Below are 23,028 nucleotides of genomic sequence, written 5' to 3'. Positions count from 1 at the left end.
CAACCCGCTTCTCGCTTGACGCGGCTGGCCGGCGGCATTTTGTGACGCCATGACCAAAGAGAGGCCATCCATGACCCGCAACATGCTGGCGCCGCTGGCCCTGGCCGGGCTTTTCATCAGCGGCTGCTCGGCGCTGGAGCCCGTCCACGACCTATTCGCCAGGCCGGTGACGCCCGTGCTGGCGGCCGCCGCGTCGAGCTGGGCCGAACCGCCGCCAGGCTATCTGGGCGACAATCCGGGCCTGGACGGCGCCCTGGTGATCGGCCCGCCACCGACACCGGACTCCCCGCGCGGCAAGGCCGACCGGGCCGCTTTCAACGCCACCCGCAAGTTTGTGAACACCCCGACCTGGACCCAGGCCATCGCCGACGCCGACCTCTCCGGTCGCGAGGGCCTGAAGAGCTTTTCCTGCGCCGCCGGGGTGACCATCAGCCCCGAGGCGACCCCGACCCTGGCGCGGATGCTGCTGCGGATGACCAGCGACGCGGCGACGATCTACCGCCCGGCCAAGGCGGCCTATCAGCGGGCGCGACCGCCGGTGGGCAACACCCGGCCGATCTGCGTGCCGCGCGAGCCGTGGATCGCCACGGACGGATCCTATCCGTCCGGTCACGGCCTGATCGGCTGGTCATGGGCGCTGGTGATCTCGGAGGTCGCCCCTGCCAGGGCCAGCCAGATCCTGGCGCGCGGCCGGGCGTTCGGCGACAGCCGCGTCATCTGCGGGGTCCACTTCCAGAGCGACGTCGAAGCCGGCCGCTATCTGGGCTCGGCCATGGTCTCGCGCCTGCACGGCGACGCGGCGTTCGAGACGGATCTGGCGACGGCCAGGGCGGAGGTCGCCGCGTCGCGCACGACCGGCGCGCCGAAAGGGTGCGCTGGTTAGACTCCCTTCCCCCTTGATGGGGGAAGGATCGGGGATGGGGGTGATGCGGCAGGTCAGCCGGCAAGCGCCCGATCACCCCCACCCAACCCTCCCCCATCGAGGGGGAGGGCTTTTCTCTTAAGCCGGTCGAGGACTGGCCAGGGCCGAATACAGGTCCGACCGCCGGTCGCGGAAGAAACCCCAGGCCGCGCGGTGGGTCTGCAGGAAGTCGAGGTCGAACGAGGCCGCCACCAGGCCCTCCTCGTCATGGCCCAGTTCGCTGACCAGATCGCCGCGATGGTCGGCGATGAAGCTGGAGCCGTAGAACCGCTGTCCGCCGTTGGGATAGCCGTCCCAGGGTTCGAAACCGACGCGGTTGGCGCCGATCACCGGGATCACATTGGCGACCGCGTGGCCCTGCATCGCCCGCTGCCACGGCAGGGTGGTGTTCAGGGTCGGCTCATGCGGCTCGGTGCCGATGGCGGTGGGATAGAACAGGGCCTCGGCGCCCATCAGCGCCATGGCGCGGGCGGCCTCGGGGTACCACTGGTCCCAGCAGATGCCGACGCCCAGGCGGCCGAAACGCGTGTCCCAGACCTTGAAGCCGGTGTCGCCGGGCCGGAAATAGTATTTCTCCTGATAGCCGGGGCCGTCGGGGATATGGCTCTTGCGGTACAGGCCCAGCAGGCTGCCGTCGGCGTCGGCCATCACCACGCTGTTGAAATAGTGCGGCCCTTCGCGTTCGAAGATCGAGATCGGAATCACCACGCCCAGTTCGCCGGCCAGGGGCGCGATGGCCTTGACCACCGGATGCTCCCGCCACGGATGGGCTTCGGCGAACCAGCGCTCTTCCTGGGTGACGCAGAAATACGGCCCCTGGAACAGCTCGGACGGCAGGATCACCTGCGCGCCGCCGGCGGCGGCCTGACGGATGAAGCCTTCGGTCTTCTTGATATTGGCCTGCAGATCCATCCCGTACGAGGTCTGGATCGCGGCGACGTTCAGGATCCGGGTCATGCGGGCTCCTGCTGGCTGATGCAGTGGAACGAGCCGCCGCCGGTCAGGATGGCGGTGGACGGCAGGCCGATGACCTCGCGCTCGGGATACAGGCCCTGGATCACCTCGACGGCGAAGGCGCCCGAGGCCTCGGCATAGATCGGCACGATCACCGCCTCGTTGGCGATCAGGAAGTTCATGTGCGAGGCCGGGACGATCTCGCCGTCCTCATTGGTGATCCTGCCCGGCGACGGGATGCGGACCACCTGCAGGGGCGAGCCGCGACTGTCGGTCATGCCGGCCAGCAGGCGGGCGGTGTCGGCATAGACCTCGGCGTTGGGATCGTCGGTCCCATAGGCCATAGGGCAGGCCACCACGCCGGGCGCGACGAAGCGGGCCAGGTTGTCGATATGGCCGTCGGTGTGGTCGTTCAGAAGACCGTCGCCCAGCCACAGCACCTTCTTGACGCCCAGGGCCTTGGCCAGGGCGGCGCTGGCCTTGGCCTCGTCGAAGTCGCCGTTGCGGTTCTCGTTGAGCAGGCACTGGCGGGTGGTCAGCACGGTGCCCAGGCCGTCATGGTCCAGCGAACCGCCTTCCAGCACGAAGCCGTTGCGGGCCAAGGGCGTGCCCGAGGCGGCGGCGATCTGCTCGGCGACCAGATCATCGCCCTCCATCTCGTACTTGCCGCCCCAGCCGTTGAACTCGAAGCCGGCGGCCACCGGGCCCTGGGCCGTTTCGATGAAGATCGGGCCGGTGTCGCGCAGCCAGATGTCGCCGAACTGGCCGCGAACGATCTCGACAGCGGTGTCGCCCAGCAGGGCGCGGGCGGCGGCCTCGGCTTCGTCGCCGACCACCATCAGGCGCACCCGCTCTCCGCCCGGATCGGCCAGGGCGCGGGCCAGGCCGGCCACCTCGGACTGGGCGACCTCGAGGTCTTCCTTCCAGACGTCGGGGTGGCTGGGGAAACCCACCCACATCGCACGGTGCGGCGCCCACTCGGCGGGAACGGTCGGAGTCATGTCGGCGAAACCTGGATCAAAAACGGACGGCGCAAATGGCCCCTCGCGGACCGGGGGTCAAGCGCGGGTTCTAGCAAATCCCTGCGACAAAACAAAAAGGGCGGCCCGCGCGGGGCCGCCCTTCTCATCTCACGATCGTTCGACTTTAGAACGCGGCGTGCAGGGTCGCGCTGAAGGTGCGCGGATAGCCCGGCTGGCCAAGGCCCGTGCCCGACGGGTTCACGGCCAGGTCGCCCAGGTACTTCTCGTCAGCCAGGTTCTTGACGTTGAACTGAACGTACGAGTGTTCCATGCCCAGCTTGTCGAGCGTGTAGCGGACATCCATGTCCAACAGGCTGTATTTCGGAGCCTTTTCGGTGTTGGTCAGGTTGGTCCAACGCTCGCCGACGATCTTGGCCTGGACGCCGACGCTCAGTTGCTCGGTGATGTCCCAGTCAACGCGGAGACCACCCTGATACTTCGGGGTCTCATACAGTTCCTTGCCCTTGGTCAGGAGAACCGCACCCAGCGCGGTGCCGGGGATGTTTTCCTTCAGTTCGGAGTCAACATACGAGAACGAGGCGTAGAAGCTCAGATACTCTTCCGGCTTGAAGCCGAACTGAGCGTCGAGGCCCTTCAGTTCCACGTCGCCGACGTTGACCGAGAAGGCGATGTTGTCCTGCTCGTTGAAGGCGCGCTCGATGCGGTTGGTGAAGTTGTTGGCCCAGAGCGAAGCCGCGAACAGCACGACCGGCGACTGATAGCGATAGCCGAAGTCGTAGACGTGGGCGGTTTCAGGGTTCGGCTTCGTCAGCTTCCGGTCGTACAGGTCGTCCGTACGCGGCGCCGACAGGGTTTCAGCATAGCTGAAGTAGACCGACTGATGGTCGGCCAGAGCGTAGCTGACGCCGACGTTCGGCAGAACCTTGTCGTACTTCTTGGTGAACTGACGCGGACGACCGTACTGGGTCGCGCCTTGGCCAGGCAGGGTGACCAGGGTCTGGCCCGCGCCGTCATCGGTGCCGACCACGGCGGTGGGGGTCTGGTTGGTGCAGTACGCCGTGAACGTGTCGGCCTGATAGCAGAAGTTGTTCAGTTCGCGCTTGAAGAAGGGCGCGCGGACGCCAACGTTCAGCAGAACCTTGTCGTCCATGAAGCGGCCACGGTATTCGGCCGAGAACTGGTTCAGCGTGGCGATCGAAAGGCGATCGCGCTTGCGCAGGATGCTGCCGTCCGAGAGCTTGATCGACGAGCCGTAGCCGTCCTTGCCGCCGAACACGTCTTCCGGATTCATGTTCAGGTCGAAGTTGGTGTACTCGCCGGTCTGGCGGTGGCGGGCGCGATCCCAGGTGTAGGCGGCGCGGATGCTCTGGTTGTTGCCGAACTTGTAGATCAGCGACGAGGTCACGCCGTAACGACGGGTGTTGGTCGTGTTGGGCGAATAGAGCAGCACCGAGTCCAGGGTGTCGCCGTCGCCGTTCAGATCCTTGGCGCCCGTGAGCGAGGCGCCGCGCAGAAGACCGCTGCCGGTCGTGCTGGCGTCTTCACGGAACAGGCCGCGACCACCGCCATTGGCCAGAACGTACTGGAACGAGGGGTCAACGGTCAGGATGAAGCTCTCGCCGAGATGGAACAGCGACTGACCGCGGATGTTGCCCGTGTTGGACGGGTTGATGTTGTACTTGTAGCAGTTGCCCGCGTTGATATCGATGTTGACGGCGCCGCCGACCGGCGTGGCGCGGTTGCAGGTGCCGGCCAGGGCGGTGCCCGAAACGGCGTCGGAATAGCCGACGCCGGTGCCCGCCTGGAACGCGGCCAGGCTCATCCGGTTGATGAAGTTATTGCGGTTTTCGTTGTAGTTGGCGATGAAGCTGATGAAGTCGCCGTTGTCGCCGATCGGCTGATAGATCCGGGCGTTGAACTGCGTCTTGTGGATCTTGCCCGGGCCGTTGAAGATATCGTTCTTGGCGTCGGCATAGCTGATCCAGGCGCTGGTGCCCCAGGGGCCGACCTTGCCCGTGTCGAGAACGGCGAAATAGCGCTGGAAGTTCTGCTCGCCGGCCTGGGCTTCGACGACAACGCCGAAATCTTCATAGGGCTTGCGGGTCGAGTAGTTGATCGTGCCGCCGGCGGCGGCGGCCGTCGGGCTGTCGACGTCGGTCGTGCCCAGGTTGACTTCGACCTTGCCGATCAGTTCCGAGTCCATCTGCTGGTTCGGATAGATGGCGTAGTTGCCGCTGTCATTCAGCGGGATGCCGTCCTGCAGCAGCGCGACGCGCTGCGAGTCGAACCCGCGAATGTTGATGTCGCCGCCGGCCGAGCCGAACGCGTCATTGTTGGTGAAGTTGACACCCGGCATCAGGTTCAGCGAGTCCAGAACGGTCTGGCCCGGAACCTGGCGGGAGATGAACTCCTGGGTGATGCTCGAGCGCGACTTCGGCACCGTCTGGGCGACGATCGTGCCGTTTTGGGTCTTCAGGGTCGCGGCCGTGACCACGACCTGTTCGACGGCTTCACTACCCGTCGATTGAGCGAAAGCACCCGTCGCGCCAAGAAGGCAGCCGACCAGCGCGGTGGACGCCAGACAGGCGATTTTTTTCGTCATCATGTTGTTAGTACCCCTCATATTCTGACGCGTCCGCGAAAAGGCAGCATGAAACGGCATCGTTGGCGGGGTTTAACGAAACATTTCGAAGGTTTGGTGACGGAAAGGCCACGATCGCCAGGAAACTGTCACGAATGCAGTCCCCTGCGGAAGAATTGGTCAGTTTTCGCTTACTTGGCTAAGGAGGGTTCATGACCCCCCCCTCCGATATCGCCGGCGCGCCCGGCCGCGCCTGGCGCCTGACCCTGAGTCTGGTCGGCGTGCTGACGATCCTGCGGCTGGTGGCGCTGTTCACGACGCCGCTGGAGCTGTATCCGGACGAAGCCCAGTACTGGCTGTGGTCGCGCGAACTGGCGTTCGGCTATTTCTCCAAGCCGCCGCTGATCGCCTGGCTGATCTGGGCCACCACCCATGTCGGCGGCGACGCCGAGCCCTGGGTGCGGGTCTCGGCCCTGCTGCTGCACGGCGCCACGGCCCTGGTGATCCAGCGGATCGGCCAGAGGCTGTATGACGCCCGCACGGGCCTGGCGGCCGCGATGCTCTATAGCCTTATGCCGGCCATTCAGCTGTCGTCCGGGGTGATCACCACCGACGCGCCGCTGCTGTTTTTCCTGGCCCTGACGATCTGGGCCTATGTCAGCCTGCCGACCGCCGACACCCGCCGGCGCCTGCTGCTGGCGGCGGGCATGGGCGCCAGCCTGGGCCTGGCCTTCCTGTCGAAATACGCCGCGATCTACGCCGTCGGCGGACTGGCCGCGCATCTGGCGCTGTCGGCCGAGGCGCGCCGCTGCTGGACCGCGCCGATGATCGCGCTGTGCCTGGGCGTCGCGGCCCTGGTCTTCGCGCCCAACCTGCTGTGGAACCTGAACCACCATTTCTCGACGCTGGAGCACACCGCCTCCAACGCCAACTGGAACGCCGGGTCACTATTTAACATCCGTGAGCTGATGGAATTCATCGTCTCGCAGCTGGGCGTCTTCGGTCCCATCCCGTTCGCCGTGCTGGCCGGCGGCGCGATCTGGCTGGGCGCGCGGCGACGCCTGGCGCCCGCCGACGTGTTGCTGCTGTGCTTCGCCGCCCCGCCGCTGGTGGTGGTGACGGTCCAGGCGTTCGTGTCGCGCGCCAACGCCAACTGGGCCGGCGCGGCCTATGTCGCCGGCGCGGTGCTGGCCGCCGCCTGGCTGATGCGCTGGAAGGCCCGGGGCTGGCTGATCGCCGCCGTCGCCATGCAGGCGCTGTTCGCCGCCGTCTTCCTGCTGTGCATGGTCAATCCGCGCGCCGCCGACGCCCTGGGCGCGGCCAACAGCTTCAAGCGGGTGCGCGGCTGGGAGCAGAGCGTCCAGGCCATCGTCGAACGCTCGCGCGAAGAGCAGTCGCGGGGCGGCCTGACCGCCGTGGCCATGGACGACCGCTTCCTGTTCAACGCCGCCGCCTATTACGGCCGCGACTATTTCGGCAAGCCGGGCGCGCCGCCGCTGAGGATGTGGGTGCACGAGGCCCGTCCCCAGAACCAGGCCGAGACCGAGGCGCCGCTGAACGCCGCCCTGGGCCGCCGAGCCCTGATCGCGAGTTTAGAGGGCGGCTACCGGCCCGAGATCGAGCAGGACTTCGCCAGGGTCTCGGGGCTGCAGATCGTCCGGGTTGGCCTGGACCGCAAGCGTTCGCGGCGGACGGACCTGTTCGTGGCGGAGGGGTTCCAGCCCCTGCCCCGCGATCCGGTGACGGGGCTGCCGCCGGCGCCGAAGGCGGCGGAGAAATAGAGATCCTCCCCCTGAGGGGGGAGGTGGTCGCGAAGCGACCGGAGGGGGAAGTCCCTGCTGTTCATGGCAGCCCCTCTCCGTCGCCCTTCGGACGACACCTCTCCCATAGGGAGAGGATCTAACAGACTCTAGACCGCCACCTCGAACGCCGCCTCGGTCTTGGCCTTCACCTCGTCCACGGTCACGCCCGGCGCCAGCTCGATGAGCCGCACCGGCGTCTTGCCGCGATTGATCTCAAAGACGCCCAGCTCTGTGATAAGCAGGTCGACCACGCCCGCGCCGGTCAGCGGCAGCGAGCAGCGCTTGAGCAGCTTGGGCGCGCCGGACTTCTCGCAGTGGTCCATCACCACCACCACGCGCTTGACGCCGGCCACCAGGTCCATGGCCCCGCCCATGCCCTTGACCATCTTGCCCGGCACCATCCAGTTGGCCAGGTCGCCGTTTTCCGACACCTGCATGCCGCCCAGGATGGACAGGGCGATGTGACCGCCGCGGATCATGGCGAAGCTGTCGGCGCTGGAGAAGTACGAGCTGGAGTCCAGTTCGGTGATCGTCTGCTTGCCGGCGTTGATCAGATCGGCGTCCTCTTCGCCCTCATAGGGGAAGGGGCCCATGCCCAGCATGCCGTTCTCGCTCTGCAGCGTCACGCTCATGCCCTCGGGGATGTGGTTGGCCACCAGGGTCGGGATGCCGATGCCCAGGTTCACATAGAAGCCGTCCTTCAGCTCCTTGGCCGCGCGGGCGGCGACGTCGTCGCGGGTCCAGGCCATCAGACGGTCTCCCCAGTCTTGTCTTCCCTCGGGCGGGTGGTGACGCGCTCGATGCGCTTTTCGAACTTGGCGCCCTTCAGCACGCGGTCGACATAGATGCCCGGGGTGTGGATGTTGTCCTTGTCGAGCGAACCGACGGCGACGATCTCCTCGACCTCGACCACGGTGGCCTTGCCGGCCGTGGCCATCATCGGATTGAAGTTCCGGGCCGTCTTTCGGTAGATCAGGTTGCCCTCGGCGTCGGCCTTCCAGGCCTTGACGATCGACAGGTCGGCCGTCAGGCCGCGCTCCATCACATAGAGCTCGCCGTCGAACTCGCGCACTTCCTTGCCCTCGGCCACCAGGGTGCCGACGCCGGTCTTGGTGAAGAAGGCCGGAATGCCCGCGCCGCCGGCGCGAATGCGTTCGGCCAGGGTTCCCTGCGGATTGAACTCCAGTTCCAGCTCGCCGCTGAGGTAGAGCTGTTCGAACAGCTTGTTCTCGCCCACATAGGAGCTGATCATCTTCTTGATCTGGCGATTTTCCAGCAGGATCCCCAGGCCGAAGCCGTCGACGCCGCAATTGTTGGAGACGACCGTGAGGTCCTTGACGCCCGTCTCGCGGATCGCCGCGATCAGGTTTTCCGGAATGCCGCACAGGCCAAAGCCCCCGGCCATGATGGTCATGCCGTCAAACAGAAGCCCCGACAGGGCTTCGGCGGCGTCCTTGCTTCGCTTGTCGACCATGGGTCCTCCGCATCCGGTATCTGGCGTTCCGGTGTTCGGCGAAGGGTCTCGCCCGGTCGCCCAAGAAATTCAACCCTTGATGAATAAATTTTCCCAAACCCCAGTTTTCGAGTTCGGAGAGTCCGCGTGACACCTGACGCTAACACCGGCTCCGTGACGCCCGCCACCTCCGGCGTGCTGTTGATGCTGGCGCATCCGGCGCTTGAACGCTCTCGCGCCAATCGGGCCCTGGCCAAGGCCGCCAAGAGCCTGTCCTGCGTCACCTTCCGCGACCTCTACGAGACCTATCCCGACTTCGCGATCGACATCGAGGCCGAGCAGGCCCTGCTGGTGGCGCACGACGTCATCGCCCTGCAGTTCCCGCTCTACTGGTATTCGACGCCGGCCCTGATGAAGGAGTGGCTGGACCTGGTCTGGCTGCACGGCTTCGCCTACGGCCATGACGGCGTGGCCCTGCGGGGCAAGCGGCTGTTCGTGGCCTGCACCACCGGGGCCAGCGCCAAGGCCTATCACGCCCAGGGCTACAACCGCTTCACGATGGACGAGTTCCTGCGCCCGCTGGAACAGACCGCCCACCTGTGCGGCATGGTCTGGGAGACGCCGTTCGTCGTGCATGGCGCGGCGGTCAAGGACGACGAGGCCCTGAAGGCCGAGGCCGAGCGTTACAAGGCCCGGGTCGCCTCCCTGCTGCCCCAGAAGACGCTTTCCGAGAAAAAGGGGGCCTGACCGGTGCAATCCTTCCTCACCCAGACCCTGGTCTATCTGGGCGCCGCCGTGATCTCGGTGCCGATCGCCAAGCGCCTGGGCCTCGGCTCGGTGCTCGGCTACCTGATCGCCGGCGTCGTGATCGGCCCCCACGCCCTGTCGCTGATCGGCGCGCAGGCCGACGTGATGAAGTTCGCCGAGTTCGGCGTGGTCATCCTGCTGTTCCTGATCGGTCTGGAGGTGCAGCCCTCCACCCTGTGGGACATGCGCAAGGCGATCTTCGGCTTCGGCGGCGCCCAGGTGGTGGGCACCTCCCTCGCCATCGCCGGGGTCTCGATGCTGCTGGGCCTGCCCTGGCAGACGGCCCTGGCCGTGGGGCTGGTGCTGGCCATGTCGTCCACCGCCATCGTGCTGCAGACCCTGGACGAGAAGGGCCTGCGACAAGGCCCCGTGGGCCGCGCGGCGTTCGGGGTGCTGCTGCTGCAGGACCTGGCGGTCATTCCGATGTTCGCCCTGCTGCCGCTGCTGGCCACCATCGCCCCGACCGCGCATGCCGACGCCGGCGGACATGGCGGCGGCAGCCTGGTGGCGAATCTGCCGATCTGGGCGCAGGGCCTGTCGGTGTTCGCCGCCGTCGGCGCCGTGGTCGGCGGCGGCCGCTATCTGGTGCGCCCGCTGTTCCGGTTCATCGCCGAGTCCCGCCTGCGCGAGATCTTCACCGCCGCCGCCCTGCTGATCGTGGTGGGCGTGGCCAGCCTGATGCAGATGGTGGGCCTGTCCCCCGCCCTCGGGGCCTTCCTGGCGGGCGTGGTGCTGGCCGAAAGCGAGTTCCGCCGCGAGCTGGAGACCGACATCGAGCCCTTCCGGGGGCTGCTGCTGGGCCTGTTCTTCATCACGGTGGGCGCGGGCGTCGACCTGCCCCTGATCGCCAGCCAGCCCCTGACCCTGATCGGCCTGGTCGTGGGGCTGATGGTGCTGAAGTTCCTGGTCATGCTGGGCCTGGCTCGGCTGTTCGGCGCGCCCCTGCGCGGGGCCGCCGCCGTGGCCACGGCCCTGGCCCAGGGCGGCGAGTTCGCCTTCGTGCTGCTGACCTTCACGGTCGGCGCGGGGGTGATCGGGGCCACGCTGGCGGCTTTGCTGACCGCCGCCGTCGCCGTGTCGATGGCCCTGACACCGCTGGCCATGATCCTCTACGAGCGGGTGGCGGCCCTGATGGACGCGGCCATTCCGGACGTCGTCCCCGACACCGGCGACTTCGAGGACGGCGAGCCCGACATCATCATCGCCGGCTTCGGGCGCTTCGGCCAGATCACCGGCCGCCTGCTGACCGCCAACGGCTTCCGCTCAACGGTTCTGGACAGCGACATCGAGCAGATCGACCTGCTGCGGCGCTTCGGCCGTCGGGTGCACTATGGCGACGCCACGCGGATGGACCTGCTGCGGGCCGCCGGCATCGAGCGGGCCCGGATGCTGATCGTGGCGCTTGATGATCGCGAAAAGACGGTCGAGCTGGTCGAGACGGCCCGCAAGGCCTTCCCCGACCTGGTGATCCTGGCCCGGGCCTGGGACCGCCGTCACGCCTATGACCTGCTGGCCAACGGCGCCGACGCGGTCGAGCGCGAGACCTTCGAGTCGGCCCTGTCGCTGGGGACAGTCGCCCTGCAGAAGCTGGGCTTCCGGGCGCACCGCGCGCACCGCGCGGCCTCGTTCTTCCGCCGCCACGACCGCCGCAGCTTCGAGGAGCTGCGTCCGATGTGGGGCCAGGAAGAAGCCTATATCCTGGCCTCGCGCGACGCCGCCAAGACCATGGACCGCCTGCTGGCCGCCGACCTCTCGCGCATGCGCCCGGGCGACGCCGGCGGGGCATGGGACACGGCGAGCCTGGAACAGGAACTGCGCGAGCGCGCGGAGACGGAAGGGGCGGATTAGATCCAATCCTCCCCCTAGCGGGGGAGGTGTCGCCGCAGGCGACGGAGGGGGAAGTGCTGCTGACTCATTGCGGTCTTCCCCCACCGGCCTCCGGCCGCCTCCCCCTTCAGGGGGAGGACTTTTGGCCGCTGACCTTACTGCGTGATCGGGCGCAGGATGATCTCGACCCGGCGGTTCTGGCTGCGGCCCGTGGCCGTGCCGTTGTCGGCGACCGGCTGGCGCTCGCCCATGCCGGCGACGAAGACGCGGTCGCCCAGCACCCGGCCGGCGCCGACCAGATAGCTGGCCACGGCGCTGGCGCGGCGTTCCGACAGGGTCTGGTTATAGGCGTCCGGGCCGCTGGAGTCGGCATGGCCGACCACGTCGATGGTGGTCTGCGGATAGGCGTTCAGCGTGCGGGCCACGTCGTCGAGCACGCGGGTGAACTGCGGCTGCACGTCCGACTGGTCGACCGCGAAGGTCACGTCGCTGGGCATGACCAGCACGATCTGGTCGCCGTTGCGGCGGATCATCACGCCCGAGCCTTCCAGGCTGCGGCGGAAGTCGGCCTGCTGGCGATCCATGTAGTTGCCGACCGCGCCGCCGGCCAGGGCGCCGATGCCCGCGCCGATCAGGGCGTTCTTGCGGCCCTGCTCGCCCGAATTGGTGTTGGTCAGATAGCCGAGCACCGCGCCGACGCCGGCCCCGGTCAACACGCCCGTGCCCGTGTTGTTGCGCACCGGCATGCCGGTATAGGGATCGGTGGTGGTGCAGGCGGTCAGGGCGGCGGCGCCCATCAGCAGGGCGACGAGAGCGGTCTTCTTCATCATGGTCGGCGTCTTCCGTGTTCTTGGCGCGCGTGGTCACGCTTGTTCATCGACAGGGCAAACGCCTGTCCCATGGTCAAGTTCCATTATCGCACATGACGGCGCGATGAACGGGTCTTCGCGCCTTGGCCATCCCGGTGTAGTAAGCCGGCGCTTACTCCTTTTCCGAATGACTTGCTGAAGGCTTCGCCCCCGTGTCCACGTCCGCGATCGAACCGGTCTCTTTCACCCTGTATCAAAAAGACTTCGCCGGCTTCGCCCAGTCGCTGGGCGCCTCGTTCGAGCGCTATGGTTTCGCCGTCCTGTCGGAATACGACCTGGACCAGGACCGCATCGACGCGGCCCTCTCCGACGCCAAGGCCTTCTTCGCCCTGCCCGTCGACATCAAGAAGCAGTACGCCGGGGTCAAGGGCGGCGCGCGCGGCTACATCCCGTTCGGCGTCGAAACCGCCAAGGGCGCGACCCACTACGACCTGAAGGAATTCTGGCACATGGGCCGCGACCTGCCGCCCGGCCACCGCTTCCGCGCCACCATGGCCGACAATGTCTGGCCGGCCGAGATCCCGGCCTTCAAGCATGACGTCAGCTGGTTCTACAACGCGCTGGACAGCATGGGCGGCAAGGTTCTGGAGGCGATCGCCGTCTATCTGAAGCTGGACCGCGACTTCTTCAAACCCACCATCGAAAACGGCAACAGCGTCCTGCGCCTGCTGCACTATCCGCCGATCCCGCTCGACGCCACGGGCGTGCGGGCCGGCGCGCACGGCGACATCAACACCATCACCCTGCTGATGGGCGCCGAGGAAGGCGGGCTGGAGCTGCTGGACCGCAACGGCGACTGGCTGCCGATCAACCCGCCGCCGGGCTGCATCGTGATCAATATCGGCGACATGCTGGAGCGGCTGACCAACCACGTCCTGCCCTCGACGATCCACCGCGTGCAGAACCCGCCGCCCGAGCGCCGCCACATCCCGCGCTATTCGACGCCGTTCTTCCTGCACTTCGCGTCGGACTACGAGATCAAGACCCTGCCCGGCTGCATCACGCCGGAAAATCCGGACCGCTATCCGGAGTCGATCACCGCCGACGAGTTCCTCCAGCAGCGCCTGCGCGAGATCAAGCTGGCCTGACCGCCGCGAGGGCGAGCAAGAACAGGGGCCCCGCCGGTCGTGCCGGCGGGGCCGTTTCTATTTGGCGATCCGCAGGTTCTGGATCGAGCCGGCGATCGAGTCGAACACCGCCGCCAGCTGGGCTGAGTCGGTGACGTCGTAATATTTGTCGCTCGTCGAGGCGCAGCCCTGCAGGACCGCCTTGGAGTGCGTGGAGACACCCACGCCGATGCTGTAGATGACCACGCCCCTGGCCCTGGCGGCGGCGCAGGCCTTGGTCTGGCGGCTGTCCATGGCGTCGCGCCGCTGGTTGGCCGTCGACCCGACGTCGAGCGCCACGTTCGAGGCGTTCTTCAGCCGCTTCTGCCAGACATAGCCGTAGCCGCTGTAGGTGGAGTCGTTGTCGTTGTTGCTTTCGCTCATGACGTTGTCGCCGTCGGTCAGCAGCACCAGCACCTTGCTGACATTGGCGGTGCCATAGGCCGAGCCGTCGGCGAACGGCGCGTTTGGCGACACCATGTGCCAACCCCAGACCACGCCCATGGCGACGTTGGTGTTGCCGGTGGCGACCATCTGGTCGAGCTTGTCCTTGACCGTCGTGGCGCCGGCGCTGGTGCGGACATTGGTCATGCGCAGCACGCTGGTGATGCCGCAGCCCTCGTTGGGGCCGGAGTCGAAGGCCGTGGCCCCGCCGCGCAGCGAGCTTGACGTATATTTGGCCAGGACGCCCTGGCGGGTGAACCAGTCGGTCGGCGTGCCATAGGCGTTGGGGTTGGCGGCGTAGTCGGTCGCGTAGTCGTTGGCCGTGTAATAGTTGTAGTTGGTCTGCGTCGTGCTGCCGCTGCTGTACTTGTAGATGCGGTACGAATAGTCCGGCTCGTCCGGCGCGAAATACGGCACGAACATCGTGGCCGGCGTCGAGGACGACGGCGCGGTGTCGGCGATGTCGTAGGGGTCGGGCCGGCTTTCCACGCAGCCGGTCCATGACGTGCCCATGGCGGTGTGCAGCGCGAAGCGGTTGGAGCGGGTGGCGAAGACGTCGCTGCCATATTCGGCCGGCAGGGTCCCGGTCAGCCACGCCGCGTTCTTGTAGGCGCTGCCGACGTTGACCGTCATCGAGAACGGCACGACGGCGATCTTGACCGCGTCGGCCTCCGAGGCCCGGGCGGCGGCGGCATAGAGCGTGTCGACCAGGCTCTTGGACGCATCGATCAGGGCGTCGATCTTGGTTCCCCCGGACCCCAGGGTGCTGGCCATCGAGCCGGTGTTGTCCAGCACCAGGGCCACTTCCAGCTTGTTGACCGAGCGCAGCACGTCCGAGGTGGCGGTGATGGTGGGGTCGGTCCGGGTCCAGAGGTTGGTGATGATCGGCTTGATGGTCACCGACACCGTGCCGATGACGCGATTGCCCGTCCCTGCCTTGAAGGTGGAATTGGCGGCGGTCAGGGTCACGCCCAGGCCGTTCATCTCGACCAGGAAGGCCGCGTCGCCCACGGTGTCGAGCGCGGCGTCGGTGGTGGCGGTCGAGCGGGCGGCGATCAGGGTGGCGGCGTCGAGGGCGTCCTGCAGCTGTCGCCGCTGCAGGCTGATGCGGTTCATGTCGATCAGGCCAAAGGCCAGGATGGCGATGGGCAGGGCCAGGAAGGCGAACTGCACGGCGATCGCGCCCCGTTCGTCGCGCCGCAGGCGTCCGAGCAGGCCGGCCAGGCTGGCGCTCAGACGTTGAAAGAGGCGGCGGCGTGCGATCATGACCAGGTCCGGACGAAATTCGAGCCGTGATCCTGCCGCAAGAGGGTGAACAAGCCGCCAATGCCCGTGATGAACATGGCCGCCGCCCCCGGGCGCTTCGACAATCCCGCGCGGCGGCGCTAAACAGCGCCCATGCCGTTCACAGCCACCGTCATGACCATGTTCCCCGAGGCCTTCCCCGGCCCCCTAGGCGTCTCGATGATCGGGACCGCCTGGAAGGAGCAGGACCTGTGGCGATTGGAAACACTGGACATTCGGGCCTTTTCCAAGGATAAGCGCGGCTTCCTCGACGACACCCCTGCGGGTGGCGGCGCGGGAGCGGTACTCAAAGCGGACGTCATCGCCGCCGCGCTGGACAGCGTGGAGGTCGGTGGGCGGCCGCTTTTGTACATGAGCGCCCGGGGTCGGCCCCTGACCCAGGCGCGTGTTCGGCAATGGAGCGAGGCGCCCGGGATCATCGTCCTGTGCGGCCGTTTCGAGGGGGTGGACCAGCGGGTGCTCGACGCCCGGGGGTTCGAGGAGGTCTCGGTCGGAGACGCGGTGCTCGCCGGTGGCGAGGCGGCGGCGATGGTCGTGATCGAGGCGTGCGTTCGACTTGCCCCGGGTGTGCTGGGGAACATCGAGAGCACGCTGGAAGAAAGCTTCGAGGACGGCCTCCTCGAGCATCCGCAATATACGCGACCGCGGACGTTCGAAGGACTGGATATCCCCGAGGTGCTGCTGTCGGGCGACCACAAGCGGGTGGCCCAGTGGCGGAACAGTATGCGTGAAGAAACTACTCGCGAGCGGCGGCCCGATCTTTGGGAAGCGCATCTCGCCAATCAACAGGCAAAAGGCGGCCCGAAAACGGGTAAGCCCAAAGGAGACTGAAGACATGGCTATCAACATCATCAAGCAACTCGAGCAGGAAGAATCCGCGCGTCTGCTGGCCGTCCGGGCGATCCCGGAATTCCAGGCGGGCGACACCCTGCGCGTCAACGTGAAGATCAAGGAAGGCGAGCGCGAGCGCGTTCAGGCCTACGAGGGCGTCTGCATCGCCCGCTCGGGCGCCGGCATCCATGAGAGCTTCACGGTCCGCAAGATCTCGTTCGGCGAAGGCGTGGAGCGTCTGTTCCCGCTGCTGTCGCCGAACATCGAAAGCATCGAAGTCAAGCGTCGCGGCGTCGTCCGTCGCGCCAAGCTCTACTATCTGCGCGACCGTCGCGGTAAGTCGGCCCGCATCGCCGAACGCCAGACGATCCGCAAGGAAAAGGGCGCCGCCGAATAGGCTGCCCTTCCTGGTGATTGAACGAGGCCCCGGCGGAAACGCCGGGGCCTTTTTCTTTGCCGCGATTTTCTGGGCCGCTCTCGCCCCAACGGGTTGATATCGCCCTTTAGTGCGTTCGCACACTTATTGACAGAAGCCGTCTTTGGGCGGACCGTGATGACGCCCCCGCCGCCATGGCGATGGGGTTTCAGACCGCTCCCTTGCAGGGTGTGGCCGGTTTCAAAGGCTTCAGGTCACGAAACCAAATAACGACACGAGGGCGCGCTCGAACGGCGCGCCCTCTTTCGTCGCCGCCCCTCGACAAAGGCGCAAGAAACATGCGCCGTTGGGCTTAGGCGATAGGAATATGGGGCACGATCCACCGCTTGCCTCACCAACCGCCGCGAATTTTAGGCGTTTCCCGGCTTTACGCGCGCGCCCTCAAGGCCTAGATGCGCGGGTATCATGGCCCATGCACCAAAGACCCTTTACGACAAGATCTGGGACGCCCACGTCGTCAGCGAAGCCGACGGCGAGGCCATCCTCTATATCGACCTGCACCTGATCCATGAGGTCACCACCCCGCAGGCCTTCGCCGGCCTTCGCGCGGCCGGTCGCAAGGTGCGCCGCCCCGACCGCACCCTGGCGGTGGCCGACCATAATATCCCGACCGAGGGCCAGGCCCTGGGCGTCGACGCCGTCAAGGACGAGGAGGCCCGCCTGCAGCTGCAGACCCTGGCCCGCAACGTCAAGGACAACGGCATCCAGTTCTTCCCGATGGGCGATATCCGCAACGGCATCGTCCACGTGGTGGGTCCCGAGCAGGGCCGCACCCAGCCGGGCATGACCATCGTCTGCGGCGACAGCCACACCTCGACCCACGGCGCCTTCGGGGCCCTGGCCCACGGCATCGGCACGTCCGAGGTCGAGCACGTCCTGGCCACCCAGACCCTGCGTCAGAAGAAGTCGAAGAACATGCTGGTCCGCGTCGACGGCCAGCTGGGCCCCGGCGTCACCGGCAAGGACATCGCTCTGGCCGTGATCGGCGAGATCGGCACCGCCGGCGGCACCGGCTATGTGATCGAGTTCGCCGGCGAGGCCATCTCGGCCCTGTCGATGGAAGGCCGCATGACCCTGTGCAACCTGACCATCGAGGGCGGGGCCAAGGCCGGGCTGATCGCGCCCGACGACAAGACCTACGCCTATATCCAGGGCAAGCCCGCCGCCCCCAAGGGCGCGGCCTGGGACATGGCCAAGAGCCACTGGAAGACCTTCTTCTCCGATCCGGACGCCGTCTTCGACCGCACCGTGACGATCGACGCCTCGACCCTGGTCCCGATGGTCACCTGGGGCACCAGCCCCGAAGACGTCATCCCGGTGACCGGCAATGTGCCTGACCCTGAGAGCTTCGCCACGCCGGACAAGCGCTCGGCCGCCCATCGCGCCCTGGACTATATGGGCCTGACCGCCGGCCAGCCGATCTCGGAAGCCCGCATCGACCGCGTGTTCATCGGTTCCTGCACCAACAGCCGGATCGAGGACATGCGCGCCGCCGCCGCCGTGGTGCAGGAGGCCTTCCTGCACGGCCGCCTTGTCGCGCAGCATGTCACCGCCATGGTCGTGCCGGGCTCGGGCCTGGTCAAGGAACAGGCCGAGGAAGAAGGCCTGGACGCCATCTTCAAGGCCTCGGGCTTTGACTGGCGCGAGCCGGGCTGCTCGATGTGCCTGGCCATGAACCCCGACAAGCTGCAGCCGGGCGAGCGCTGCGCCTCGACCAGCAACCGCAACTTCGAAGGCCGCCAGGGCCGCGCCGGCCGCACCCACCTGGTCTCCCCCGCCATGGCGGCGGCGGCGGCGATTGCCGGCCACCTCGTCGATGTGCGCACCTTCCTTGAGGAGACCGTCTGATGCAGGCCTTCACCCGCCTCGACGGCCGCGCCGTCCCCCTGTCCCTGGCCAATATCGACACCGACCAGATCATCCCCAAGCAGTTCCTGAAAACCGTCGAGCGCGAGGGCCTGGCCAAGGGCCTGTTCTACGACTTCCGCTTCGACGGCGAGGGGAACGAGATCAGCGACTTCGTGCTGAACCGGCCGGAGTACAAGGGCTCGTCCGTCCTGATCGCCGGCGACAATTTCGGCTGCGGATCGTCGCGCGAGCACGCCCCCTGGGCCCTGATGGACTTCGGGATCATGTGCGTGATCTCGACCAGCTTCGCCGACATCTTCAACAACAACTGCTTCAACAACGGCCTCTTGCCAGTGGTGCTGGCCCCCGAGGAAATCGCCGTCCTGATGGACGAGGCCAAGGGCGGCAACCACATGGTCAGCATCGACCTGGAAGCCCAGACGGTGATCTCGCCCTCGGGCAAGACCTTCGCCTTCCAGATCGACCCGGTCCGCAAGGACAAGATGCTGCGCGGCCTGGACGCCATCGGCGAGACCATGATGCACGGCGGCGATATCGACCTCTATGAGAGCAAGCGGGCGATCAGCGAGCCCTGGCTGGAAGTCTAGATCTCTTCCCTCCCCCTTGGATGGGGGAGGGGCAGGGGTGGGGGTGACACCGCCAGCGGGCTTCGGCTCGGCATCGCCACATCCTGAACCGCCTTCACCCCCATCCCCGCCCTTCCCCCATCGAGGGGGAAGGGAGAGAGTGCTGACATGACCATCATCCTCGCCGGCACCGTCCGCCTCCCGCCCGAACGCCTGGCCGACCTGCGTCCGCACCTGCGCGCCCAGGTCGAGGGCAGCCGGGCCGAGCCGGGCTGCCTGGACTACGCCCTGACCGAGGATCCGCTCGATCCGGGCCTGATCCGGGTCTATGAGCATTTCGTCGACGAAGACGCCCTGGCCTTCCACCGCGCCAGTCCGCACATGGCCGCCTGGCGCGCCTGCTGGCCGGAGCTGGGCATGGGCGAGCGCCGCATGTCGTCGTTCGACGTTTCCGCCTACCGCGAAATCTGAAGAGAGCCCTCCATGTCCACGCTTCTCCTCCTGCCGGGTGACGGCATCGGTCCCGAAGTCACCGCCCAGGTCCGCCGCGTGGCCGCCGCCCTGACGCCGGACCTCAATGTCGAAGAGGCCATCTATGGCGGCGCCAGCTATGACGCCCACGGCACGCCCCTGACCGACGAGGTCCGTGACCGGGCCCTGGCCAGCGACGCGGTGCTGATGGGCGCCGTCGGCGGTCCCAAGTGGAAGGACGCCCCGCGCCACCTGCGCCCGGAAGCCGGCCTGCTGAACCTGCGCAAGGCCATGGACGTGTTCGCCAACCTGCGCCCGGCCTACTGCTTCGAAGCCCTGGCCGACGCTTCGAGCCTCAAGCGCGAACTGGTCTCGGGCCTGGACATCATGTTCGTCCGTGAACTGACGGGCGGCGTCTATTTCGGCGAGCCGCGCGGCATCACCGATCTGGGCGACGGCCAGAAGCGCGGCGTCGACACCCAAGTCTACACCACCGCCGAGATCGAGCGCGTCGCCCGCGTCGCCTTCGAACTGGCCCGGGGCCGGTCCAACCGCGTGGCCTCGGCCGAGAAGTCCAACGTGATGGAGTCGGGCCTGCTGTGGAAGCAGGTCGTCACCGAGCTGCACGCCCGTGACTATGCCGACGTTCAGCTGGAGCACATCCTGGCCGACAACTGCGCCATGCAACTGGTCCGCTCGCCCAAGCAGTTCGACGTCATCGTCACCGACAACCTGTTCGGCGACATCCTGTCGGACGCCGCCGCCATGCTGACCGGCTCGCTGGGCATGCTGCCCTCGGCCGCCCTCGGCGCCCCGGGCAAGCCCGGCCTGTACGAGCCCATCCACGGCTCGGCCCCAGACATCGCCGGCAAGGGCGTGGCCAATCCGCTGGCCGCCATCCTGTCGTTCGAGATGGCCCTGCGCTGGTCGCTGGGCCGCGGCGACGCCGCCAACGCCCTGCTGGCGGCGGTCAAGGCGGCGCTGGACGGCGGCGCCCGCACCGGCGACCTGGGCGGATCGCTGACCACGGTCGAAATGGGCGACGCGGTCCTGAAGGGGCTCTGAGCCCCTTCACCCCGCGCTAGACCGGCTTGCGGGCCTCTTCGGCCAGCCGGTCGGCCTGGCGTTCCAGGTCGTCGGCCTGGCCCGGCAGGCTGTCGGCCAGGGCCTTCAGTTCGGCGTCGGTGACATCGCTGCCCCGCGCGCGGTTCTCGGCGATCTGTCGGGCGCGATAGGCGGGATCGCGCAGGCGGGCCGCTTCGGCGCGCATCTCCCGGGCGCCCTGGCGCATCTGCTCGGCGCCCTTGGCCATCTGGACACGGGCCAGGGCCATGTGTCGGGTCGCATCGGCGCGCGCGCGCTCGCCGATCTCCCGCGCGCGCTGGCCGTCAATCCGGGCCAGGTCAGCGTGGCGTCGGGCTTCCTCAACAGCCTGGCGGACGTCTCCGGCCCGGGCGCGCACTTCGGCGGCGATGCGGCGGGCCTCGACGGCCAGGGCGCGGGCTTCTCCGGCGCGAAGGCCAGCCTCCTGCGCCCGGCGCAGCTCGTCAGCCGTCGGAACACGGAAATCGCTGTAGGCGACATCTTCCGGCGGCGCGGGCGGCGCGGGCGGCTCTGGAGGCGGAGCGGGCAGCGCGGGTAGAGCGGGCAGCGCCGGCGGGGCGGGCGGCGCGGCCACGGCCGCCAGCGCGGGGGGCGCGGGCGGAGCCGGCGGCGGCGGAGGAGGCGGCGCGGGAGCCTCGATCCAGACCTGCCGGCTGACGCCCAGCGCGGCCAGCGGCGTGGCGACGGCGGCCAGGGCGACGACGGTCAGGGCCACGGTGAGCGGCCGACGGCGGGCGGACGTGTGGGTCATGATGCAGGCGATCCTTGTCTTCAGCGTTCGGGCGTCGGCGGCCATGGCCGTCGCGAGGCGAGGGCCGGCTAGACGCGGCGCGGGATGGGCGGCCAGGCGCACCAGGGTGCGGGCGTAGAGGGCGCGATCGACGGTCTCGAGCGCGGCGGCGTCGGCGGCTTCCTCCGACCGCTCGACGAGCACGGCGTGCAGCCGCCAGACCAGCGGGTTGAACCAGAACAGCGCCAGGGCCAGCCGCGACAGCACCAGGAAGACCCAGTCATGGCGGCGAATATGGGCCAGTTCGTGGGCCAGTATGGCCGGGGCGGCGTGGCGCTCGGCCAGGCTGGCCTGATCCACCACGATGAAGCCGGGCGCGACGCCCCAGCTGAGCGGGCTGGAGACGCGGTCGCTGGACACCAGGCCGGGGCGGTCGACCGGCGACAGGCCTTCCAGCGGCGCCAGCCAGTCCGCGCACGCCACCGGGCGGCCCTGACGGGTCCAGCGCTCCAGGGTCAGCAGACCCAGCAGCAGGCGGCCGACGACGACGGCCACGCCCAGCAGCCACAGCCCGCCGACCATCTGGACGGACGGCGGCCATGTCGCGGCGGACGCCGTCGCCGCTTCCGTCCCAGCCACCAGGTCAGCGGGCGGCGCATAGGGCGGCGTCGCGGGCAGCAGGGCCAGGTCCAGCGCCGGCAGCACGTTCATCACCACCGGCAGGGCCAGCAGCAGGCAGACCGTCGCGCGCAGGATGTCGACCCGGTCGACCGGGCGCTGGGCCAGAAAACGGGCGCAGGCCAGGCCCGCGCCGGAGACGAGGCTGGACTTGACCAGCAGGGCCAGCAGCAGGGTCCAGGTCATGGCTTGCGCTCCACGGCCTGGTCGATCACCCGCTCCAGGGCGGCGGCCTCTTCGGCGGTCAGCCTCTGGCCCAGACCCAGCAGGGCGGTGGCGGCGCTGGCCGCCGATCCGGCGAAGAAGGTGTCGATCACCCGCCGCAGGGCCCCGGCCGCCACGGCCTCGGCCCGCTGGACGGGGCTGTAGACAAAGCCGTCGGCGCCGGCCGAGCGTTCGACCAGGCCCTTGGCCTCAAGCCGCGACAGCATGGTGCGAACCGCCGAGTCGCTGAGCGGATCGGACAGCGCGGCCCGAACTCCGGCGGCGGTGCTGGCCTCCAGCCGGCAAAGGGTCTCGAAGACCTCGCGTTCACGTCGGGGCAGGGCGTCGATCATGGCGGCTTCCATGGAGCAGGTTCGCTACACTTGTAGCGCTACATGCGTAGCGCGCCTAGGCGCCGTGCCACGCGGCAGGATGAATTCGGCGTAATGCGCGAGCCCGCCGGCGCATGGCCTTTTCGTAACTTGACGCCTTCCCGCGCCCACGGCCTTCCTGCGGGCCTTTCGTGAACCGGGGAAATCTCCATGCGTCGTCTGGTGTCCGCTTTTATCCTGTCCCTGGCCCTGACGGCCCCAGCCTTCGCCGACACCCCCACCGCGCCGGCCGCGCCCGAGCCCGGCAAGGACAAGCCCAAGGGCGCCAAGGCGGCGGGCCTGGTCTGCACCACCGACACCCCGACCGGCAGCCGCTTCCCGGTCAAGGTCTGCACCACGCCCGAACAGCGCAAGGCCCAGCGCCGCAACGTCGACGGCGCCCAGGACCGCATGCAGGGCGGCGGCGCGCCGGTGATCCCCAACTGACCCCGGGCCGCGCTCGACGTCTTTCGAAGCGCGGCGCCACGGGGACAGAGCGGGCTGGATCCCCGTTCTTTCCGGAATGAAATCCAGCCAGATCAATGGCTTGTGAAATAGTTGATCGCGCCAATCCTCCGCGTTCAAACCGCCCGCATAATGATCTCACCCTGAAGCAGGGGAAGGGACGTCCGGCCGGCGACCCGACGGGCTTTGAGGGGTGGTCGAGCGGGTTGAGAGGACAGGTGACGTAAACCTGTCCATCGGAGGAAGGCCA

At 67.9% G+C, this 23,028-nt stretch carries 21 protein-coding genes; 12 read left to right on the top strand and 9 right to left on the bottom strand.

The genetic code is table 11. From position 1 onward, the window contains the following. Window positions 1-70: 70 nt before the first annotated feature. A complete protein-coding gene (locus ACQY9P_RS08720; RefSeq protein ID WP_421739649.1) occupies window positions 71-883 on the top strand; it encodes an acid phosphatase in 813 nt (270 codons plus the stop codon). A 117-nt stretch (window positions 884-1,000) separates the two neighbouring features. Here the strand turns inward: ACQY9P_RS08720 and aguB are convergent, their stop codons facing one another. From aguB to ACQY9P_RS08705, 3 genes are all read right to left on the bottom strand, one after another. Then, window positions 1,001-1,879, bottom strand: a complete 879-nt coding sequence (gene aguB, locus ACQY9P_RS08715; RefSeq protein ID WP_421739650.1) for an N-carbamoylputrescine amidase — start codon at window positions 1,877-1,879, stop codon at window positions 1,001-1,003. Further along, complete coding sequence (locus ACQY9P_RS08710; protein WP_421739651.1) at window positions 1,876-2,877, bottom strand: agmatine deiminase family protein; 1,002 nt, start codon at window positions 2,875-2,877, stop codon at window positions 1,876-1,878. The genes aguB and ACQY9P_RS08710 overlap by 4 nt, the downstream gene beginning before the upstream one ends. 145 nt (window positions 2,878-3,022) lie before the next feature. Continuing rightward, window positions 3,023-5,461 carry a TonB-dependent receptor gene (locus ACQY9P_RS08705; RefSeq protein WP_421740128.1) on the bottom strand — a complete coding sequence of 813 codons (2,439 nt, stop codon included), beginning with the start codon at window positions 5,459-5,461 and terminating at the stop codon, window positions 3,023-3,025. A 191-nt stretch (window positions 5,462-5,652) separates the two neighbouring features. On the opposite strand from ACQY9P_RS08705, the gene ACQY9P_RS08700 reads away from it, so the two are divergent. Then, window positions 5,653-7,221, top strand: a complete 1,569-nt coding sequence (locus ACQY9P_RS08700) for an ArnT family glycosyltransferase (RefSeq protein WP_421739652.1) — start codon at window positions 5,653-5,655, stop codon at window positions 7,219-7,221. A gap of 128 nt (window positions 7,222-7,349) precedes the next feature. Here the strand turns inward: ACQY9P_RS08700 and ACQY9P_RS08695 are convergent, their stop codons facing one another. Both ACQY9P_RS08695 and ACQY9P_RS08690 read right to left on the bottom strand, forming a co-directional pair. Next, window positions 7,350-7,991 carry a 3-oxoacid CoA-transferase subunit B gene (locus ACQY9P_RS08695; RefSeq protein ID WP_421739653.1) on the bottom strand — a complete coding sequence of 214 codons (642 nt, stop codon included), beginning with the start codon at window positions 7,989-7,991 and terminating at the stop codon, window positions 7,350-7,352. Then, window positions 7,991-8,716, bottom strand: coding sequence for a CoA transferase subunit A (locus ACQY9P_RS08690; protein WP_421739654.1), 726 nt, complete (start codon window positions 8,714-8,716; stop codon window positions 7,991-7,993). The genes ACQY9P_RS08695 and ACQY9P_RS08690 overlap by 1 nt, the downstream gene beginning before the upstream one ends. 183 nt (window positions 8,717-8,899) lie before the next feature. On the opposite strand from ACQY9P_RS08690, the gene ACQY9P_RS08685 reads away from it, so the two are divergent. Together ACQY9P_RS08685 and ACQY9P_RS08680 are read left to right on the top strand one after the other, a co-directional pair. After that, on the top strand, window positions 8,900-9,442 hold the full coding sequence (locus tag ACQY9P_RS08685) for an NAD(P)H-dependent oxidoreductase (RefSeq protein WP_421740129.1): 543 nt from the start codon (window positions 8,900-8,902) through the stop codon (window positions 9,440-9,442). A gap of 3 nt (window positions 9,443-9,445) precedes the next feature. Further along, complete coding sequence (locus ACQY9P_RS08680; RefSeq protein ID WP_421739655.1) at window positions 9,446-11,350, top strand: monovalent cation:proton antiporter-2 (CPA2) family protein; 1,905 nt, start codon at window positions 9,446-9,448, stop codon at window positions 11,348-11,350. A 134-nt stretch (window positions 11,351-11,484) separates the two neighbouring features. Here the strand turns inward: ACQY9P_RS08680 and ACQY9P_RS08675 are convergent, their stop codons facing one another. Then, window positions 11,485-12,159, bottom strand: a complete 675-nt coding sequence (locus ACQY9P_RS08675; protein ID WP_421739656.1) for an OmpA family protein — start codon at window positions 12,157-12,159, stop codon at window positions 11,485-11,487. A gap of 191 nt (window positions 12,160-12,350) precedes the next feature. Between ACQY9P_RS08675 and ACQY9P_RS08670 the strand changes: the two genes are divergently transcribed. Beyond that, on the top strand, window positions 12,351-13,286 hold the full coding sequence (locus ACQY9P_RS08670) for an isopenicillin N synthase family dioxygenase (protein WP_421739657.1): 936 nt from the start codon (window positions 12,351-12,353) through the stop codon (window positions 13,284-13,286). Window positions 13,287-13,343: 57 nt separating this feature from the next. Here the strand turns inward: ACQY9P_RS08670 and ACQY9P_RS08665 are convergent, their stop codons facing one another. Further along, window positions 13,344-15,014, bottom strand: a complete 1,671-nt coding sequence (locus tag ACQY9P_RS08665) for a TadE/TadG family type IV pilus assembly protein (protein ID WP_421739658.1) — start codon at window positions 15,012-15,014, stop codon at window positions 13,344-13,346. Window positions 15,015-15,146: 132 nt separating this feature from the next. Here ACQY9P_RS08665 and trmD point away from each other — a divergent pair, with 132 nt between their 5' ends. The 6 genes from trmD to leuB all read left to right on the top strand — a co-directional run bounded on the left by trmD (window position 15,147) and on the right by leuB (window position 20,291). Further along, window positions 15,147-15,884 carry a tRNA (guanosine(37)-N1)-methyltransferase TrmD gene (gene trmD, locus ACQY9P_RS08660; protein WP_421739659.1) on the top strand — a complete coding sequence of 246 codons (738 nt, stop codon included), beginning with the start codon at window positions 15,147-15,149 and terminating at the stop codon, window positions 15,882-15,884. A gap of 4 nt (window positions 15,885-15,888) precedes the next feature. Further along, on the top strand, window positions 15,889-16,281 hold the full coding sequence (gene rplS, locus ACQY9P_RS08655; protein ID WP_421739660.1) for a 50S ribosomal protein L19: 393 nt from the start codon (window positions 15,889-15,891) through the stop codon (window positions 16,279-16,281). 444 nt (window positions 16,282-16,725) lie between these two features. Continuing rightward, window positions 16,726-18,168, top strand: coding sequence for a 3-isopropylmalate dehydratase large subunit (gene leuC, locus ACQY9P_RS08650; protein ID WP_421739661.1), 1,443 nt, complete (start codon window positions 16,726-16,728; stop codon window positions 18,166-18,168). Further along, complete coding sequence (gene leuD / locus ACQY9P_RS08645; RefSeq protein ID WP_421739662.1) at window positions 18,168-18,776, top strand: 3-isopropylmalate dehydratase small subunit; 609 nt, start codon at window positions 18,168-18,170, stop codon at window positions 18,774-18,776. Before leuC ends, leuD begins: the two co-directional genes overlap by 1 nt. 147 nt (window positions 18,777-18,923) lie before the next feature. Then, window positions 18,924-19,226 carry a putative quinol monooxygenase gene (locus ACQY9P_RS08640; RefSeq protein ID WP_421739663.1) on the top strand — a complete coding sequence of 101 codons (303 nt, stop codon included), beginning with the start codon at window positions 18,924-18,926 and terminating at the stop codon, window positions 19,224-19,226. A 12-nt stretch (window positions 19,227-19,238) separates the two neighbouring features. After that, on the top strand, window positions 19,239-20,291 hold the full coding sequence (leuB, locus tag ACQY9P_RS08635; protein ID WP_421739664.1) for a 3-isopropylmalate dehydrogenase: 1,053 nt from the start codon (window positions 19,239-19,241) through the stop codon (window positions 20,289-20,291). Between the two features lie 16 nt (window positions 20,292-20,307). Here the strand turns inward: leuB and ACQY9P_RS08630 are convergent, their stop codons facing one another. Beyond that, the gene (locus ACQY9P_RS08630; RefSeq protein WP_421739665.1) at window positions 20,308-21,924 is read right to left on the bottom strand and encodes a M56 family metallopeptidase; all 1,617 of its coding nucleotides are present in this window, start codon (window positions 21,922-21,924) and stop codon (window positions 20,308-20,310) included. Beyond that, window positions 21,921-22,307 carry a BlaI/MecI/CopY family transcriptional regulator gene (locus tag ACQY9P_RS08625; RefSeq protein ID WP_421739666.1) on the bottom strand — a complete coding sequence of 129 codons (387 nt, stop codon included), beginning with the start codon at window positions 22,305-22,307 and terminating at the stop codon, window positions 21,921-21,923. The genes ACQY9P_RS08630 and ACQY9P_RS08625 overlap by 4 nt, the downstream gene beginning before the upstream one ends. A 177-nt stretch (window positions 22,308-22,484) precedes the next feature. Here ACQY9P_RS08625 and ACQY9P_RS08620 point away from each other — a divergent pair, with 177 nt between their 5' ends. After that, a complete protein-coding gene (locus ACQY9P_RS08620) occupies window positions 22,485-22,760 on the top strand; it encodes a hypothetical protein (RefSeq protein WP_421739667.1) in 276 nt (91 codons plus the stop codon). The last annotated feature ends 268 nt before the right edge of the window (window positions 22,761-23,028 follow it).

Origin of the sequence: Caulobacter sp. (assembly GCF_965279145.1) — a bacterium.
Taxonomy (GTDB): Bacteria; Pseudomonadota; Alphaproteobacteria; order Caulobacterales; family Caulobacteraceae; genus Caulobacter.
Note: the sequence above shows the minus strand (reverse complement) of the source record. Positions and strands in the feature narration are given on the sequence as shown.